Annotated in this window: 12 protein-coding genes; 11 read left to right on the top strand and 1 reads right to left on the bottom strand. The window is 68.2% G+C overall.

The window, feature by feature from the left end:
- The first annotated feature begins 2 nt into the window (after positions 1-2).
- From flgE to DFR39_RS18785, 11 genes are all read left to right on the top strand, one after another.
- Positions 3-1484: a flagellar hook protein FlgE gene (gene flgE, locus DFR39_RS18735; RefSeq protein ID WP_133605367.1), complete on the top strand. Its 1482-nt coding sequence runs from the start codon at positions 3-5 to the stop codon at positions 1482-1484.
- Positions 1485-1527: 43 nt separating this feature from the next.
- On the top strand, positions 1528-2253 hold the full coding sequence (flgF, locus tag DFR39_RS18740; RefSeq protein WP_133605368.1) for a flagellar basal-body rod protein FlgF: 726 nt from the start codon (positions 1528-1530) through the stop codon (positions 2251-2253).
- 10 nt (positions 2254-2263) lie between these two features.
- The gene (gene flgG, locus DFR39_RS18745; RefSeq protein ID WP_133605369.1) at positions 2264-3046 is read left to right on the top strand and encodes a flagellar basal-body rod protein FlgG; all 783 of its coding nucleotides are present in this window, start codon (positions 2264-2266) and stop codon (positions 3044-3046) included.
- Positions 3047-3057: 11 nt separating this feature from the next.
- Positions 3058-3738, top strand: coding sequence for a flagellar basal body L-ring protein FlgH (locus DFR39_RS18750; RefSeq protein ID WP_133605370.1), 681 nt, complete (start codon positions 3058-3060; stop codon positions 3736-3738).
- A gap of 43 nt (positions 3739-3781) precedes the next feature.
- Positions 3782-4927, top strand: coding sequence for a flagellar basal body P-ring protein FlgI (locus DFR39_RS18755; protein ID WP_133605371.1), 1146 nt, complete (start codon positions 3782-3784; stop codon positions 4925-4927).
- The gene (gene flgJ, locus DFR39_RS18760) at positions 4927-5793 is read left to right on the top strand and encodes a flagellar assembly peptidoglycan hydrolase FlgJ (protein WP_133605372.1); all 867 of its coding nucleotides are present in this window, start codon (positions 4927-4929) and stop codon (positions 5791-5793) included. The genes DFR39_RS18755 and flgJ overlap by 1 nt, the downstream gene beginning before the upstream one ends.
- A gap of 32 nt (positions 5794-5825) precedes the next feature.
- Positions 5826-7823, top strand: a complete 1998-nt coding sequence (gene flgK, locus DFR39_RS18765) for a flagellar hook-associated protein FlgK (RefSeq protein ID WP_133605373.1) — start codon at positions 5826-5828, stop codon at positions 7821-7823.
- Positions 7824-7828: 5 nt separating this feature from the next.
- Positions 7829-9040 (top strand): flagellar hook-associated protein FlgL, encoded by a 1212-nt coding sequence (gene flgL, locus DFR39_RS18770; RefSeq protein ID WP_133605374.1) that lies wholly within the window; start codon positions 7829-7831, stop codon positions 9038-9040.
- On the top strand, positions 9037-10221 hold the full coding sequence (locus tag DFR39_RS18775; protein WP_133605375.1) for an EAL and HDOD domain-containing protein: 1185 nt from the start codon (positions 9037-9039) through the stop codon (positions 10219-10221). The genes flgL and DFR39_RS18775 overlap by 4 nt, the downstream gene beginning before the upstream one ends.
- A gap of 24 nt (positions 10222-10245) precedes the next feature.
- Entirely contained in the window at positions 10246-13896 is a 3651-nt protein-coding gene (locus tag DFR39_RS18780; RefSeq protein ID WP_133605376.1) for a PAS domain S-box protein, read from the top strand.
- Positions 13897-13980: 84 nt separating this feature from the next.
- Complete coding sequence (locus DFR39_RS18785; RefSeq protein ID WP_246030896.1) at positions 13981-14544, top strand: response regulator; 564 nt, start codon at positions 13981-13983, stop codon at positions 14542-14544.
- Between the two features lie 23 nt (positions 14545-14567).
- Here the strand turns inward: DFR39_RS18785 and DFR39_RS18790 are convergent, their stop codons facing one another.
- Positions 14568-16241, bottom strand: coding sequence for a sensor histidine kinase (locus DFR39_RS18790; protein ID WP_162849588.1), 1674 nt, complete (start codon positions 16239-16241; stop codon positions 14568-14570).
- Between the last annotated feature and the right edge of the window lie 41 nt (positions 16242-16282).

Here is a 16282-nt window from a genome sequence, read left to right on the forward strand (position 1 = left end):
TCATGAGCTTCCAACAAGGTCTTTCCGGCCTCAATGCCTCCAGCAAGAACCTGGAGATCATCGGCAACAACATTGCCAATGCCAACACCTTTGGCAGCAAGGCGTCGCGGGCCGAGTTTGCCGATCTGTACGCGGCCTCCCTGAGCGGCGCCGGCACCAGCTCGGTGGGCATTGGCACCAAGCTGAGCACGGTGGCCCAGCAGTTCACCCAGGGCAATATCACCATCACCGAGAACCCCATGGATCTGGCCATCAACGGCGGGGGTTTCTTCCAGCTCAGCGACGGCAAGAACCCCACCTTCTACAGCCGCAACGGCCAGTTCAAGGTGGACAAGCAGGGCTTCATCGTCAACAACGACAACCTCAAGCTGCTGGGCTACAGCGCCGACGGCACCGGCGCCATCAAGCAGGGCCTGGCCCAACCCCTGCAGCTGCCCACCAAGGGCATCGATCCCCAGGCGACCAGCACGGTCAAGATGGAGTTCAACCTGGACTCGCGCGAGAAGGGCTCGGCCCCCTACACCCAGCCCGACCCCTCGCAGCCCAACTACAAGGTGGACGTGCTGCCGCCCAAGATCCAGTTCGCGGACAACACCACCTACAACAAGGCCACGTCCTACACCGCCTATGACCAGAAGGGCCAGCCCATCGCGGTCACCATGTATTTCCAGCGGGCCAACCCACCCATGCTGCAGGACCCGCTGACCAATAAATGGGTGGCCGACCCCAACGGCGATACCGTTTGGAATATCTACGTGACGGCCAATGGCACGCCGGTGCAGCAAGACGCGCAGGGCAACATCACCACCAGCACCACGGACGCCAACGGCAACTACGCCACGACCACGCCCTTCACCCGCATCGTCTTCGGCCCCAAGGGCGGCGTGCCCAAGTCCACCGATGCGGACGGCAATGCCCTGCAGCTCGACGATATCGCCCTGATCCTGCCCCCTGGCGTCAATGCCGGCGGCGCCCCCACCCTGCGCGTGCCCTACGACGATCCGGCCAACCCTGCCCCGCCCGATCCGGTGACGGGCAAGCTGCCCCATATCGCCCTGGACTTCTCCCAGGTCAGCCTCAATGGCTCCAGCTTCGCCGTGACCGATCTGAGCCAGAACGGCTACGCCCCGGGCCAGCTGACCGGCATCCAGGTGGAGAAGAACGGCATCGTCACCGCACGCTACTCCAATGGCCAGTCCAAGGCCGCCGGCCAGATCGAGCTCTCCACCTTCCGCAACAACCAGGGCCTGCAGCCCTTGGGCGGCAATATCTGGGCCCGATCCAATGCCTCGGGCGAACCGGTATCGGGCGTGCCCGGCGACGGCAATCTGGGCGTGCTCTCCCCGGGTTCGCTGGAAGAATCCAATGTGGACCTGACCGGCGAGCTGGTGAATATGGTGACCGCCCAGCGCGTCTACCAGGCCAATGCCCAGACCATCAAGACACTCAATGACGTGCTGCAGACGCTGGTCAACCTGCGCTGAAGCCGCAGAGCAGCGCGCAGGCAATTAGCGAGAGGACCCAGGCATGGACCGCATGATCTACCTGTCGATGGCCGGGGCCAAGGCATCCATGCAGCGCCAGGATGTGCTCTCGCACAACCTGGCCAATGCCTCGACCAACGGCTTTCGCGCCGAGTTGCAAGCATTTCGCGCCGTGCCCGTGCGTGGCGACGGCGCCACCACACGCGCCTACGCCCTGGAAACCACCGTGGGCTACAGCGATGCAGCCGGCCCCGTGACCCCGACGGGTCGCAATCTCGATGTGGCCATGCAGGGCAATGCCTGGCTAGCCGTGCAGGCCCTGGATGGCACCGAGGCCTACACCCGCGCCGGCGCCCTGGACGTCAACGCCGAAGGCCTGCTGGTACTGCGCAACGGCCTGCAGGTGCTGGGCGATGGCGGCCCCATCAACGTCCCGCCCGACAGCACCTTGCAGATCGGCAGCGACGGCACCCTCACCGCCAAGCTGGCCACCGGCAACCCGGTGAATATCGGGCGCCTGAAACTGGTGACCCCCGAGACCAAGCTCACCCGCGGCGAGGACGGCCTGTTCCGCGCCGCCGACGGCGATCTGCCCGCGGACGCCAACGCACGCCTGCAAGACGGCGCCCTGGAGGGCAGCAATGTCAGCGCCGTGGAGACCATGGTCAGCATGATCGCCGCCGCCCGCCAGTTCGAACAGCAGATGAAGCTGCTCCAGATCGCCCAGACCCAGGGCCAGCAGACGGCCAAGCTGCTCGGCACGACCTAAGGATACCGCCATGATTCGCTCGCTCTGGATCGCCAAGACCGGCATGGAGGCCCAGCAAACCCAGCTGGACACCATCTCCCACAACCTCTCCAACGTCGCGACCAATGGCTTCAAGCGCTCGCACGCGGTGTTCGAGGATCTGATCTACCAGAACCTGCGCCAGACCGGGGCCAACACCACCGAGCAGACCCAGCTGCCTACGGGCCTGCAGGTCGGCCTGGGCGTGCGGCCCGTGGCCACCGCCCGCATCTTCAGCCAGGGCAATCTGCAGCAGACCACCAACAATCTGGACCTGGCGATCAAGGGCAATGGCTTCTTCCAGATCCAGATGCCCGATGGCACCACCGCCTACACCCGTGACGGCAGCTTCCAGCTGGATGCCAACGGCCAGATGGTCACCAACAACGGCTACGCCCTGCTGCCCGGCATCACCGTGCCGGCCAATGCGCTGAGCGTCACCGTGGGCGCCGACGGCACGGTCTCCGTCACCGTGCCGGGCACGCCTCAGCCCCAGATCCTGGGACAGATCCAGCTGGCCAACTTCGTGAATCCGGCCGGTCTGGACCCACGTGGCCAGAACCTGTTCGGTGAGACCGCCGCCTCCGGTGCCCCCAATGCCGGCGCACCCAATGCCAATGGCCTGGGCGCCCTGCAGCAGGGCTTTGTGGAAACCTCCAACGTCAATGTGGTGGAGGAGCTGGTGCAGATGATCCAGACCCAGCGCGCCTACGAGCTCAACTCCAAGGCAGTGCAGACCTCGGATCAGATGCTGCAGAAGCTCGCCCAGATCTGAGGAGTCGACAGATGAACCGAGGCCTGAATCTGCTTGTGCTGGGCATCGCAGCCACCCTGGGCGGCTGCGCCACCGTGGTGCCCCCCACCCCGAGGGTGGAACTGGTAGACACGCCCGTGGTGCAGCTGCCCCAGAACGCCGGCAGCGTGCCGCTCAACGGCGCCATCTACCAGCCCACCAGCTACCGGCCGCTGTTCGAAGACCATCGCGCCCGCTTGGTGGGCGATACGGTGACCATACAGATCACCGAACGCATCAGCGCCAGCCAGAGCTCCAGCAGCGCCCTGGACCGCAAGGGCAGCCTGAGCGGCAGCATCACGGCCCTGCCGGGTGTGGCCGGCAACTCCTTTGGCCGGGCCAGCGTGGGCGCCAGCTCCACCTCGGCCAATGCCGGCAAGGGCAGCAACCAGAACAGCAATGACTTCAGCGGCACCATCACCGCCGTGGTCGTGGCGGTGCTGCCCAACGGGCATCTGATGCTCAGTGGCGAGAAGCAGATCGGCGTGAACAGCAATGTGGATGTGCTGCGCTTCTCCGGCCAGGTCGACCCACGCTCCATCCAGCAGGGCAATACCGTGTCCTCGACCCAGATTGCCAATGTGCGGGTGGAGCAGCGGGGCCGTGGCCCGCAGGAGAATGCTCATCAAATAGGCTGGTTGTCCCGCTTCTTTTTGAGTCTTTCGCCCACTTAAGTTTGCCCAGAATCGGTTGCACGAGTCTCACCGTGCAACCGCCATGTCCACCCGAACCCATCTCCTGCCCAAGCCGCTGTCCGGGCTTGCCATCGCGGCACTGAGCGGGCTGGCCTTGTGCCTGATGCTGGCGGCCCTGCCCGCCCAGGCGGCGCGCATCAAGGAAGTCGCCTCGGTGGCCGGCGTGCGCTCCAACCCCCTCACCGGCTACGGCTTGGTGGTGGGTCTGGACGGCACGGGCGACCAAACCACCCAATCCCCCTTCACCGGCCAGAGTTTGGCCGCCATGCTGCAGCAGTTCGGCGTGGTGCTGCCGCCCGGCGTCACCATGCAGCCGCGCAATATCGCGGCGGTCATGGTGACCACCCAGCTGCCCGCCTTTGCCCAACCGGGCCAGCCCCTGGATGTGGTGGTCTCCTCCATGGGCAATGCCAAGAGCCTGCGCGGTGGCACCCTGATCGCCACCCCGCTGCGCGGTGCCGATGGGCAGGTCTATGCCCTAGCCCAGGGCAATCTGGTGGTTGGCGGCGCAGGTGCCTCGGCCGGCGGCTCCAAGGTGCAGATCAACCACTTGAGCGCCGGACGCATTCCGGGCGGCGCCACCGTGGAACGCAGCGTGCCCACCGCCCTGCAGATGGGCGACAGCATCCAGCTGGATCTCAACGCCGCCGACTTCAACACCGCCCGCGCCGTGGCCGCCGCCATCAACCGGGCCAAGGGCGCCGGTACGGCCCAGGCCCTGGATGGCCGCGTGGTGCGTGTGCGCGCCCCCAGCAATCCGGATGAGCGGGTCAGCTTCCTGGCCGATATGGAGAACCTGCCCCTGGAGCTGGCCACGCCGGCTGCCCGGGTGGTCATCAATGCGCGTACCGGTTCGGTGGTGATGAACCAGGCCGTGACCCTGGCGCCCTGCGCCGTGGCCCACGGCAATCTCTCGGTCACCATCAGCTCCACACCCGTCGTCAGCCAGCCCAATGCGCTGTCTGGCGGTCAGACCGTGGTGGCGGAGAAGACCGACATCTCGGTCAAACAGGAGCCCGGCGCCCTGATCAATATGCCGGCCGGCACCAAGCTGTCCGATGTGGTCAAGGCACTCAATGCCATGGGCGCCACCCCGCAGGATTTGCTGGCCATCCTGCAGGCCATGAAGAGCGCCGGCGCCCTCACGGCTGAGCTGGAGGTCATTTGATGAACAGCCTGCGCAATACCCTGAGCCCGCCCGCCGGGAGCGACACCCGCTCCATCGAGGCGCTGCGTGCCGCAGCGGCCCGAGATCCCAAGTCCAGCATCAAGGAGACGGCACGCCAGTTCGAAGCCCTCTTCATGCAGGAGGTGATGAAGAGCATGCGGGCCTCCACCCTGTCCTCCGGCCTGCTGGACAACTCGGCCACCCAGTTGGGCACCGAGATGCTGGACACCCAGTTCGCCGGCAAGATGACCGGTCTGCCCGGCGGCCTGTCCGAAGCCATCGCCCGTCAGCTGCAGCGCCAGATGGGCATCAGCGACAAGAGCGCCAGCGAGGCCGCCAAGCCCCTGCAGCCCCTGCCCGCCCTGGCCAGGAAGAACGTGGCCCCGCATGTGCAGAGCTTCATCCAGCGGCATGACGAGGCGGCCCGCGCCGCCCAGGCGCAGACCGGCATTCCCGCCAGCTTCATGATCGCCCAGGCCGCCCACGAGTCCGGCTGGGGCCGGCGCGAGATCACCGCCCGGGACGGCACGCCCTCCTTCAATATCTTCGGCATCAAGGCCACACCCAACTGGACGGGCAAGGTGGCCGAGGTCACCACCACCGAGTACGTGGATGGCAAGCCCCAGAAGGTGGTGGCCAAGTTCCGTGCCTACGGTAGTTACGAAGAGGCCTTCAAGGACTATGCTCGTCTGATCGGCAGCAACGAACGCTATCGCGATGTCGTGGCCAAGGCCCAGGCAGGTGCGGGGGCTGAAACCTTCGCCCAGGGTCTGCAGAAGGCCGGCTACGCCACCGACCCCGAGTACGCCAGCAAGCTGGCGCGCGTCATCAACACCACGGTGCGCGTACAGCGCGCCCTGGCCTGAGGCGCGTCAGCCCCGAGTAGGAAGGACGATTCATGGGAACCTCCGCACTGCTGTCCCTGGGCATGAAGGCGATGTTCGCCAACCAGGCCGCGCTGCAGACGGTCAGCCAGAACATCGCCAATGCCAACACGCCCGGCTACTCGCGTCAGCAGGCCGTGCTGACCACGGCGGACGGGCAGTTCACCGGTGCCGGCTTCTTCGGCAAGGGCGTGAACGTCGAAACCGTGGTGCGCTCGCACAACCAGTTTCTGACCCGCGAGGCCGCCAGCTCCAAGTCCCTGGCCTTCATGGATTCCACCCGTCACGCCCAGCTGCAGCAGCTCGAACGCCTGCTGCCCCCGGGGGCGGACGGCCTGGGCCAGGCCGCCAACCAGTTCCTCAACGCCATGGTGGACGTGGTCAGCCGGCCCGCCGACCCCTCGGCCCGCCAGGTGGCGCTGGGCCGGGCCCAGGAGGTGGCGGCACGCTTTTCGAGTGCGGGCGTCCAGCTCGCGGACCTGCAAGCCGGCGTGGTCAGCGATCTGCGCGCCAATATCGATGTGGTCAACCAGCTTGCCAAGCAGATTGCGACGGCCAACGACCAGATTGCCCGCACGACCGGCGCCCAGCACAGCGCCAATGACCTGCTGGACAAGCGCGACCAGCTGATCTCCGAGCTGAGCCAGTACCTGCAGGTCACCACCCTGCCTGCCGATGACGGGACCGTCGGCGTCTTCATCGGCGGCGGCCAGCGTCTGGTTCTGGGCAACCAGGCCCAAAGCCTGACCACCACCCCCGACCCCTATGACAATGCCCGCGTGCGCCTGAGCATCACCGAGGCCAGCGGCGCCCGCGTCATTGACGAGAGCAGCCTCACCGGCGGCTCCATCAGCGCCCTGCTGACCTACCAGAACCGCGACATCCAGGATGCCCGCAACCTGATCGGTCAGATGGCCATGGCGCTGGGCACGCGAGTCAACACCCAGCAGTCGCTGGGTCTGGACCTCTCGAACCCGCCCGGCGCCGGCGCCCCCATCTTCGATCTGGGTCCGCCGCGGGCCTTGCCCGCCGGCACCAATGCGCGCAATCCGGACGGCACCTACGCCACCAATATCGATCTGAAGATCGTGGACCCCACGCTGCTTCCCGCGGCCAGCTTTGTGCTGCGCCCCGTGGTCGGCAATCCTGGCCAGTACCAGCTCACCCAGCGCCCCGACGGCGCCCCGGAGGCCATGACGGCGGCCCAGATCGAGCAGCGTTTCGGCATTCGGATCGTGCAAAGCGGCGCCCCCCTGGCCGACACGGACAGCTTCCTGCTGGAGCCCGTGGCCGAGGCCGCCGCCGGGATGCGCCGCATTCTGGACAGCACCAACGGTCTGGCCGTGGCCTCGCCCATCACCGCCGTGAACAACAGCGCCAACAAGGGCACGATGACCGTGGAATCCCTGTACGCGGTCAACAGCAAGCTCGACATGAGCAAGGTGCCCATGAGCGTGCAGTTCGGAGCGGTCAATCCGGCCGACAACACGGTGGCCTACTCCATCACCATGTCGGACGGCAGTGTGGTCAACGGCAACTGGAAGGCCGGCTCCACCATCGGCAACGAGCCGCTGGCGGGCATAGACCTGGGTTTCGAGTTGCGGCTCAACGGCGTGCCCCGTCCGGGTGACACCCTGGACATCAGCGCCACCAAGTTTCCGGCGGCCAACAACTCCAACGGCAAGGCCTTCCTGAACCTGCAGAAGGAGAACATGGTGGGCCGGGTGCTGCTGGCCGATGGCAGCCTGAGCCGCGGCGCCACCATCACCGACGCCTACGCCTCGGCCATGAGCGATATCGGTGCCCGGGTCCAGGGTGCGAAATACCTGTCAGGGGTGTCCAGCGCGGTGGCCAGCGACGCCGAGAAGGTCCGAGCCGGACAGGCCGGTGTCAATCTGGACGAAGAGGCCGCGCGCCTGATGCAGTACCAGCAGGGCTACCAGGCCGCCGCCAAGGTGCTGCAAGCCGGCCAGAAGATCTTCGACGAGTTGCTGCAGCTCTCACAGAGGTAAGCGCCATGCGCATCGCGACTTCCAATATGTTTGACACCAGCATCTCCACGCTGCAGCGGCGGCAGGAGATGCTTCAGGACAGCCAGCAGCGCCTGACCTCGGGCAAGCGTGTGCAACTGGCGAGCGACGACCCCACGGCCGCCGCACGGGCCGAGCGCTCGCTCTCGGCCATTGGTCGCATCGATGCCAATCAACGCGCCCTGGAGGCCAGCCGCAACAGCCTCGTCCTGGGCGAAAGCGCACTGGGCGACGCCACCGAAATCATGCAGCAGGTGCGCGAGTCCATGGTCGCGGCCGGCAATGCCAGCTACAGCGACAACGAGCGCCGCGGTCTGGCCGACAAGATCGCCGGCCTGCGAGACCAGCTGCTGGCCATTGCCAACCGCCCAGACGGCGGCGGCGGCTTTCTCTTCGGCGGTCAAGGCTCGGCCAACCCACCCTTTCTGGACCAGCCCGGTGGCGTGAGCTACACCGGCGTGCCGGGCCAGATCGCCACCGGCAATCTGGACAGCTTCCCGCTCACCGTGGACGGACGCGCGGCCTGGGAGCAGGCCCGCAGCGGCAATGGCTCCTTCGTCACCGAGTCCCTGCCCAACCTCAACACCAATGCCCCCGCCAAGAGCTGGATCGATGCGGGGCGCGTCACCAACCCCAGCCTGCTCACCGACAACAGCTACCAGATCCAGATCAGCGGCACGGGCGCCGGCGCCAGCTACACCGTGATCAACACCACCACCGGCGGCATCGTGGCCACGGCCGCCTTCGCCTCCGGCAAAGCCATCGAGTTCGACGGCATGGCGGTCACGCTGTCAGGCGCGGCCGAGGACGGTGACCAGTTCAGCATCAACCCCTCCACGGCCAGCCTCAAGGTCTTCGACGTGCTGGACCGTGCGGTCAGCGAGCTGCGCACCCCCCTGCGCAACAACGTCCAGATCGCCCAGAGCAATATCGGGCGCATCCGCGATATCGAGGCCCTGATCGGCAATATGCAGAGCACGCGCAGCCAGCTCGGCGAGCGCATGAACAACCTCGACGGCACCGAATCGCGCATGGCCGACCAGAAGCTCTACAACCAGAGCGAGCAGTCGGCCGCCGAGGACGTTGATATGGTGCAAAGCATCTCCGACTTTCAGAACCAGCAATCGGGCTACGATGCAGCCCTGAAAACCTATGCCTTGGTGCAGCGCATGTCGCTGTTCCAGTACATCAATTCATGAGCTCCAACACCAGCACGCACCCCATTCTCGGCAACTTGGCCCTGGGCTATGCGCCCATGATCGACGCCCAGCGTCAGGTGCTGGCGACCCGCCTGACCCTGATGCCGCTGCGGCCCGACGCCCGCCTGCCGGCGGCTGAGCTCAAGGCCGCCATCGACGAGGCCTGGCCCACGGGCACGGCCGTGATCAGCGTGCTCAACGAAGCCTTGCTGGACGGCCTGCTGGCCGATCCGCCGGCAAAGCATCTGATGCTGGAAGTGCCGGCCTTCATGGTGGCCGACCATGCACAAGCCCTGCTGGACCTGCGCAGAGCCGGCCACACCCTGCTGCTCAAGGGGCGCCCCCTGCAAGCCCTGGCACCCGAGTTGCAGGCTTGCTTCAAGTACCAGATGCTTGAACTGGACGACGACCGGCAGCAGCCCCTGCCCCCCGGCCCCGCCAAGCTGCTCACCGGCATGCGCGGCGCCGAGGCCGTGGACGAAGCCTTCAAGCGCGGCGCCAGTGCGGTGCTGGGCTGGTCCGTCTCCGATGAGCCGCTTGAGGCCGCTGCGGGCGCCGCGCGCAGCGAAGTCCAGGCCGATCTTCAGGTGATCGTGCAGCTGATGAGCCAGGTGGACCAGGGCGAGGACATCGACAAGCTCGAAGCCACGCTCAAGCGCGACCCCAGCCTGGCCTTCAAGCTGCTGCGCTACATGAACTCCGCGGCCTTCGGTCTCTCGGTCGAGGTGTCCTCCTTCCGCCACGCCATCATGCTGCTGGGCATGGCCCGGCTCAAGCGCTGGCTGGCCCTGCTGCTGACCACCGCCAGCAAGGACCACGCGCTGCGTCCCGTCATGTACGGCGCCCTGCGTCGCGGTCTGCTGATGGAAGAACTGGCCCAGAGCATGGACGACCGGGAGATGCGCGATGAAATGTTCATCTGCGGCCTGTTCTCCCTGCTCGACCATATGCTCAAGCAGCCCTTCGCCAGACTGCTCCAATCCATCCCCGTGCCGGAGCGCGTGCGTCAGGCCCTGGTAGAAGGCAGCGGCCCCTACCGCCCTTACCTGGATCTGGTGCGCGCCATCGAGGCCGAGTCCGGCTTCGACTACCGGCACGCCGCCGAACAGTTGATGCTGGGGGCCGAGGAAATCAATCACGCGGTGCTGCGCGCCCTGGCCAAGGCCGGGCAGCTCGAGTAAGCCCGCTCGCTACACTCGGGCGCGATGCCCAAATCCCCCGCGCAGCTCCCCCTTCTGTCCTCCGACCTGAGCGCCCTGCACGGCCTGCTGGCCTTGCTGGGCGATCCGGTCTGGACGCTCGATGAAGGTCTCAAGCTGCTGGAGGCCAATCCGGCCGCCCAGGCCCTGATGCAGGCCCAGGCTGGCCAGGCCCTGCCCCTGGCCAGCCTGCGCGACTGGCTGCGCCTAGCCTGCACCGCCCTCGACGAGGATCGCCGCCCCCCGGCGGCGCCGCCCCTGCCCGGGCACGCCAGGCTGCGCCTGAACCTGGTGCGCGTAGAGCGCGCTGACGGCGGGAGCGACGGCGCGCGCTGGCTGCTGCACGCGGCCTGGGCGACGCCCCGCGGCGAGAGCGCGGCCAGCTCCCTGGGGGGCAGCGAATGGCTGCAGCTCTTCGCCCAGGCCGATCAGCCCGTCTGCCTGCTGGATACGCAGCTGCGACTCCAAGGGGTCAACCCGGCCTTTGCCGAGCTCTGCGGGCGCGAGGCCGCGAGCCTGCACGACCTGCCCCTGGCCGAGCTCGTCATCCCCGGCGAACGGGCCACGCTGCGCGGCAGCAGGTCCAGCCGGGCCGTGGCCAAGTCCCTGGCGCGGCCCGCGCAGCTGCCCGAGGTCCTGCACCTGCTGGACGCCGAGGGGCGAGAACATCCTCTGCGGCTGAGTCTGCAAGCGCTCAACCCCGATCTTCAGCTGGCCCTGCTGCAAGACCTGACCCCCGAGCACAATGCCCGGCAGCAGGCCGAACGCGCCCAGGCCGAGCTGGAGCAATGGCTGGCGCTGAGCCCTTTGCCCACGGTGCAGTTTGACGACAGCGGTCTGATCCTGCGCGCCAACCCGGCCTTCGCGGCACTCAGCCTCACCCCGCCCGCCAGTCTGCACGAGGCCCCTGCCGCGCTTCAGACGCTGCTGGCCTGGGATGCCGGCACCTCACGCCCGGCCAGCGCGCTGCTGGCCCTGTCGGCCGGCGCCCCCCCGCTGCAAACACAGGCCCAGCTTGTCGACCCGGCCGGACGGCAGCGCTGGCTGCAGGGTCGGGTGCAAGCCTTCGGCACGCTACGGCGCTTCATGGCCGTTCTGGAGGACCGCAGCCTCGAGAACGAGCGCGATCTGGCCCACCAACAGCTGGATGCCCTGATGGACACGGCCGGCGTGGGCCTGGCCACCTTCCAGCAGGATGCCGGCTGGCTGCGCCCTCGCGCCAGCGGCGGCGGTGGCCAGAGCAAGGGCGCGCTGGCAGGCCTGCAGGGTGTGGGCCGCGATATGGTGGAGGCGGACTCGCTGCCCGAGTTCGAGCGCCTGCAACGCGCGCTCAAGAACGGAGACCGGGCCGAGGTTCGCTATGCCGTGCGGCACCCCGAGCTGGGCCGACGCTGGCTGCTGACCCGGGTGGAACCCGGCCAGCTCTCCAGCGGCCAGCGCACCACCTCGGTGGTGACCCTGGACGTCACGGCCCAGGCCCAGGCGGAGCGCCGCAACCAGCAGCTGCTGGCCGAGCTGTCCACCATCATGGACAGCTCCGGCGTGGGCATGGCCTATCTGCGCGACCAACAGCTGCTGCGCTGCAACGAGGGCTTCGAGCGCATGCTGGGGCTCAAGGCCCGCCCGACGCCAGGCACCCCGGTGGCGGTCCTGTTTGCGGCCCTGCCCGAGCTGGCCCGGCAGGTGCCCGAGGCGCTGACTCAGCTCAGCAGCGAGTCACGCTACGAGGCCGAGTTCGTCGAGATCGGGAGCGAGGCCGACAAGCCGCGCTGGCTGTCCCTGAGCCTGCGCAAGGTGCAAGGCCCGAGCGACGAGGCGGTGCTCGTGATCAGCGATATCAGCCGTCTCAAGGCCCAGCAGACACAGCTGGAGGCCCTGCTGCAGGACCGGGAGCTGATGTTCAACCTCTCCGATGTGGGCATGGCCATCCTGCGCCAGGGTGAGGTGGCGCGCGCCAACGAAGCCCTGGCCGGCATGAGCGGTTACCGCATCGGCGAGCTCAACGGACTGGCCCAGCGCGAGCTGTTCGAGTCGGCCTTCGAGTACGAGCGCCTGCAGCCGCAGATCCGGCAGGCCCTGGCCAGCCGGGGCCAGTGGAATGGGGAGCTGCGCCTGCGCCGCCGTGATGGCAGCGGCCTGTGGACCCAGGTGAATCAGCGTGTGATGCGGCCCGGTGCCCCGGACGAAGGCGTGATCGCCACCTACGTGAATGTGGACGACCGCTGGCGTGCGCAGCAGTCGCTGATGCTGCAGACCGAGCGCGAGCGCGCGGTGCTGGACTCGGTGCTGGTCGGCATCGTCATCGTGGGCCGCGGCGGCATCGAGTGGATGAACCGCTCGGCACGCCGCATGTTCGGCGGCGACCTCAGTGCCTTCGCGGGCAAACCCATCAGCGTGGTGGCCACGACGGACCCCGAGCACCCCTTTCACCAGACCCACTACCTCGATGAGCTCACCGAGGGGCAGGCCGAGACCTTCGAGTGCCGGCTCAAGGGTCTGGACGGACGCGAGTTCTGGGTGGTGGGCAATGCCGTGGTCACCGGGCTGCAGGAGTCCGGGCGCCAGCTCACCTATGCCCTGCTGGACATCGAGCGGCGGCGGCAGGCCGAGGCCCAGACCCAGCAGGCCCAGGCCTCCCTGCAACGCATCATCGAGGCCGCCCCCCTGGCCATCACCCTGCATGACGCCAAGACCCTGGAGGTGGAGCAGATCAACCAGGCGGCGGCCGACCTGGCCGGCCGCCCGGAGGCGGCCTTGCTGGGCGCCAGCCCCGAACAGCTCTTCGGCCCCGAGCATGGCCCCATCATCCGCGCCGATATGGAAGCGGCGCTGCGCGGCACCGAGGTGACTCAGCGCGAGTACCGCTTGAGCCTGAACGGCCAGACCCGCGTCTGGGACGCCCGGCTCCTGCATCTGGCGCCTGGCCTGGACCCCAACAACCCGAGTGCGCCGAGCGAACCGGAGCAGCTGCTGCTGGTGGCCAGCGATGTGACCGAGCAGCGGGCCGCCGAGGAGGCGCGCCTGGCCGCCGCCATCGCCCAGCGCGAGCTGCTGGTGCGCGAGGTCCATCACCGCATCAAGAACAATCTGCAGGGCGTGGCCGGCCTGTTGCAGCAGATCGCCGCGCGTCGCCCGGAGGTGGCCGGCGTCATCAGCGAGGCCGTGGGCCAGGTCCAGGCGATTGCCCAGGTCTATGGCCTGCAGGTGGGGGCCTCCGGGCCCCTGCGCGTGCGCAAGGTGGTGGAGGCCATCACCGGCTCGGTGCAGCGCCTGCATGCCAAGCCCATCGCCCTGGAGATCGAGGGCGAACAGAGCGAGCTGCTGCACCAATGGGCCTTGCCCGAGGCCGAGTCCATCCCCATCGCCCTGACCCTGAACGAGCTGCTGGGCAATGCCTTCAAACATGGCGGCGGACAGGCGCCACGCTGCATCCTGATCTGCGGCGACAAGCATGTGGCCCTGCGCATCGTGAACCCGGGCCAGCTGCCCGAGGGCTTCCAGCTCAGCCGCGTCCCCGGGGGCGTGTCGGGCCTGGGCCTGGTGCGGGCCCTGCTGCCGCGCCGCAGCGCCATCCTCAGCCTCGAGCAGCGCGGAGGTGAAGTCGAGTGCCTGCTGGAGCTGCACCCGCCCAGCGTCAACCGGCTCGCACCGCTCTGAGTTTCAACTCATGGGAAAATGCCTCAATAAGCGTGGCGCGGGCAGGGAGCACTCCTGGTGAGCACAAAAGGAAAAATCCTCGTAGTGGATGACGATAGGCTGGTCCTGGCCACGCTGACGCATGGTCTGGCCCAGGCCGGCTACGAGGTGCTGGATGCCGACAACGGCGATGACGCCATCCTGCTGGCCCGCGAGCACCGCCCCGAGCTGGCCCTGCTGGACATCCGCATGGAGGGCATGAGCGGATTCGACGTCGCTGCCTATCTGCGCGAGTACCTGCAGCTGCCCTTCATGTTCCTCTCGGCCTTTGCCGACGAGGCCACGGTGGCCAAGGTCAAGGAGCTGGGGGCGGTGGCCTATCTGGTCAAGCCCCTGGACATCCACCAGATCGTGCCTGCGGTCGAGGCGGCCTTCGCCAAGCTTGCCGAGCGGCCCGCCGCTGCGCCGCGCCCCTTGCCGGCCGATGCCGCCGTGCTGGACCAGGTCGTGCCTCTGGCGGTGGGCGTGCTGATGCACCGCTACTCCCTGTCTCGCCCGGAAGCCCTGGCACGCCTGAACAAGCTGGCGGACACCGAAGGCCGGCCCCTGGCCGAGGCCGCACTGCGCCTGGTGGAGGCGGTGGAGCTGCTGGCCCTGCCGGGCCGCTGAGGCTCTCGCCCGCGCCCCGGGCCTCAGCCCAGGGTGAAGAAGAAACGCGCGCCTTGCCCCACCTCGGACTCGGCCCAGACCTCGCCGCCATGGCGGTGCACGATGCGCCGTACCGAGGCCAGGCCCACGCCCGTGCCCTGGAAGTCGCTGGCGCTGTGCAGGCGCTGGAAGACGCCGAACAGTCGCTCGGCAAAGCGCATATCGAAGCCCGCACCGTTGTCGCTCACCACATAGACCGCCTGGCCGCTGAGCAGCTGACGCTCGAAGCGGATCTCAGTGACCGGGTTCTTGCCGCTGTACTTCCAGGCATTGCCCAGCAGGTTTTCCAGCACCATGCGCAGCAGCGTGGGGTCGCCCTGGGCCAGCAGATCGGGCTGTATCCAGACCTGAGCCTCGCGCGCGGGCGCGCCGCGGCGCAGCTCCTCCATGACCAGGCCCGCCAGCTGGGACAGATTGACGGTCTGCTGCTGCAAGGGCTGGGACGACAGCTGGGTCAGAGACAGCAGGGCATCGATCATGCTGTTCATGCGGGCTGCCGCCCCCATGACCCGGTCCAGATGGTCATTGCCGATGCGGTCCAAGAGGCGGCCATAGTCCTCCTTGAGGATGCGGGCAAAGCCCTCCACCACCCGCAACGGTGCGCGCAGATCATGCGAGACCGTGTAGCTGAAGGACTCCTGCTCGGCACGGGCCCGCTCGGCGGCCTCCACGGCCAGCGTGGCCGGTACCGTGTCCAGCGCGCCCTGCGGCCACAGGCTCAGCAGGCTGATGTGTCCCGGTCCCGGCAAGGGGCTCAGGCACAGCCACCAGGGCCCGCAAGCCACGCCCTGGGCGGCGGTCGGCGCGGCCGCGCACTCACGCACCTCCACCGGCAGGCCGTCCAGGCAGGCCCGCCAGGGCTCGCCCCGCAGCTGCTCGGCGGCGCGCCCCATCAGCTGGGCGGCCGCCGCATTCAGATCGAGCAGACGCGGATGGACGCCCGCCATGTCGGCCACCAGCCAAGCCGGCCCGGGCAAGGCCTGGACCCAGCCGCGGGAGTCATCCAGCAGGGCCTCGGGAGCGGCGGGCGCTCGCAGGCCGGCCGCCTGCTGCCCCTCGGGCGCGCGCCCCACCGGACGTGCCGTGCCCATATAGCCCTGAAAGCGTCCGAAGCCGTCCAGACAGACCTGGGCGCGCAAAAGCCAGCGACCCGAGAACTGCGCCGCAGCGCCGCCTTCCACGGCGGCTTCGACCAGCACATCGGTGAAGGGCGCCTGCTCCTGCAGGCGGTGCAAGAGCTGCCCCGCCTCGCCATCGACCAGCCGGAAGCGCTCCCACAGGGTCTGCGTGGCCGCCAAACCCACCCAGGTGGAGGCCGGCGCGGCCTGCGGCGCCTGCCAGCGCACCAGATGATGCTGGGCATCGGTGCGCCACTGCCAGTCCGTCTGCAACTGGCTCAGCACCTGCAGCTGCTCGCGCGCCTCGCGCAGCGACTCCCCCAGGCGCTGACGTGTCAGACGCACGCCCACATGCCAGCTCAGCCCCGCGACCGCCAGGATCAGCAGCCCCAGCCCCAGGCCGGCGAGCAGCACGGCGAGCTGCGCGCTGCCGCCTGCGGGCCACAACAGCCAGGCCAGGAGCAACACCAGCACCAGCAAGGCGGCCCCCATCCATGGCCAGCGACGTGAGGCAAGGCTTGCTCCGCTGAGGCTATTCATGGTCGGCATTGTATGTAGGAGAAATGCACGGTTTGCCCGAG

It is taken from the genome of Roseateles asaccharophilus (assembly GCF_004362405.1).
GTDB classification, from domain to species: Bacteria; Pseudomonadota; Gammaproteobacteria; order Burkholderiales; family Burkholderiaceae_C; genus Kinneretia; species Kinneretia asaccharophila.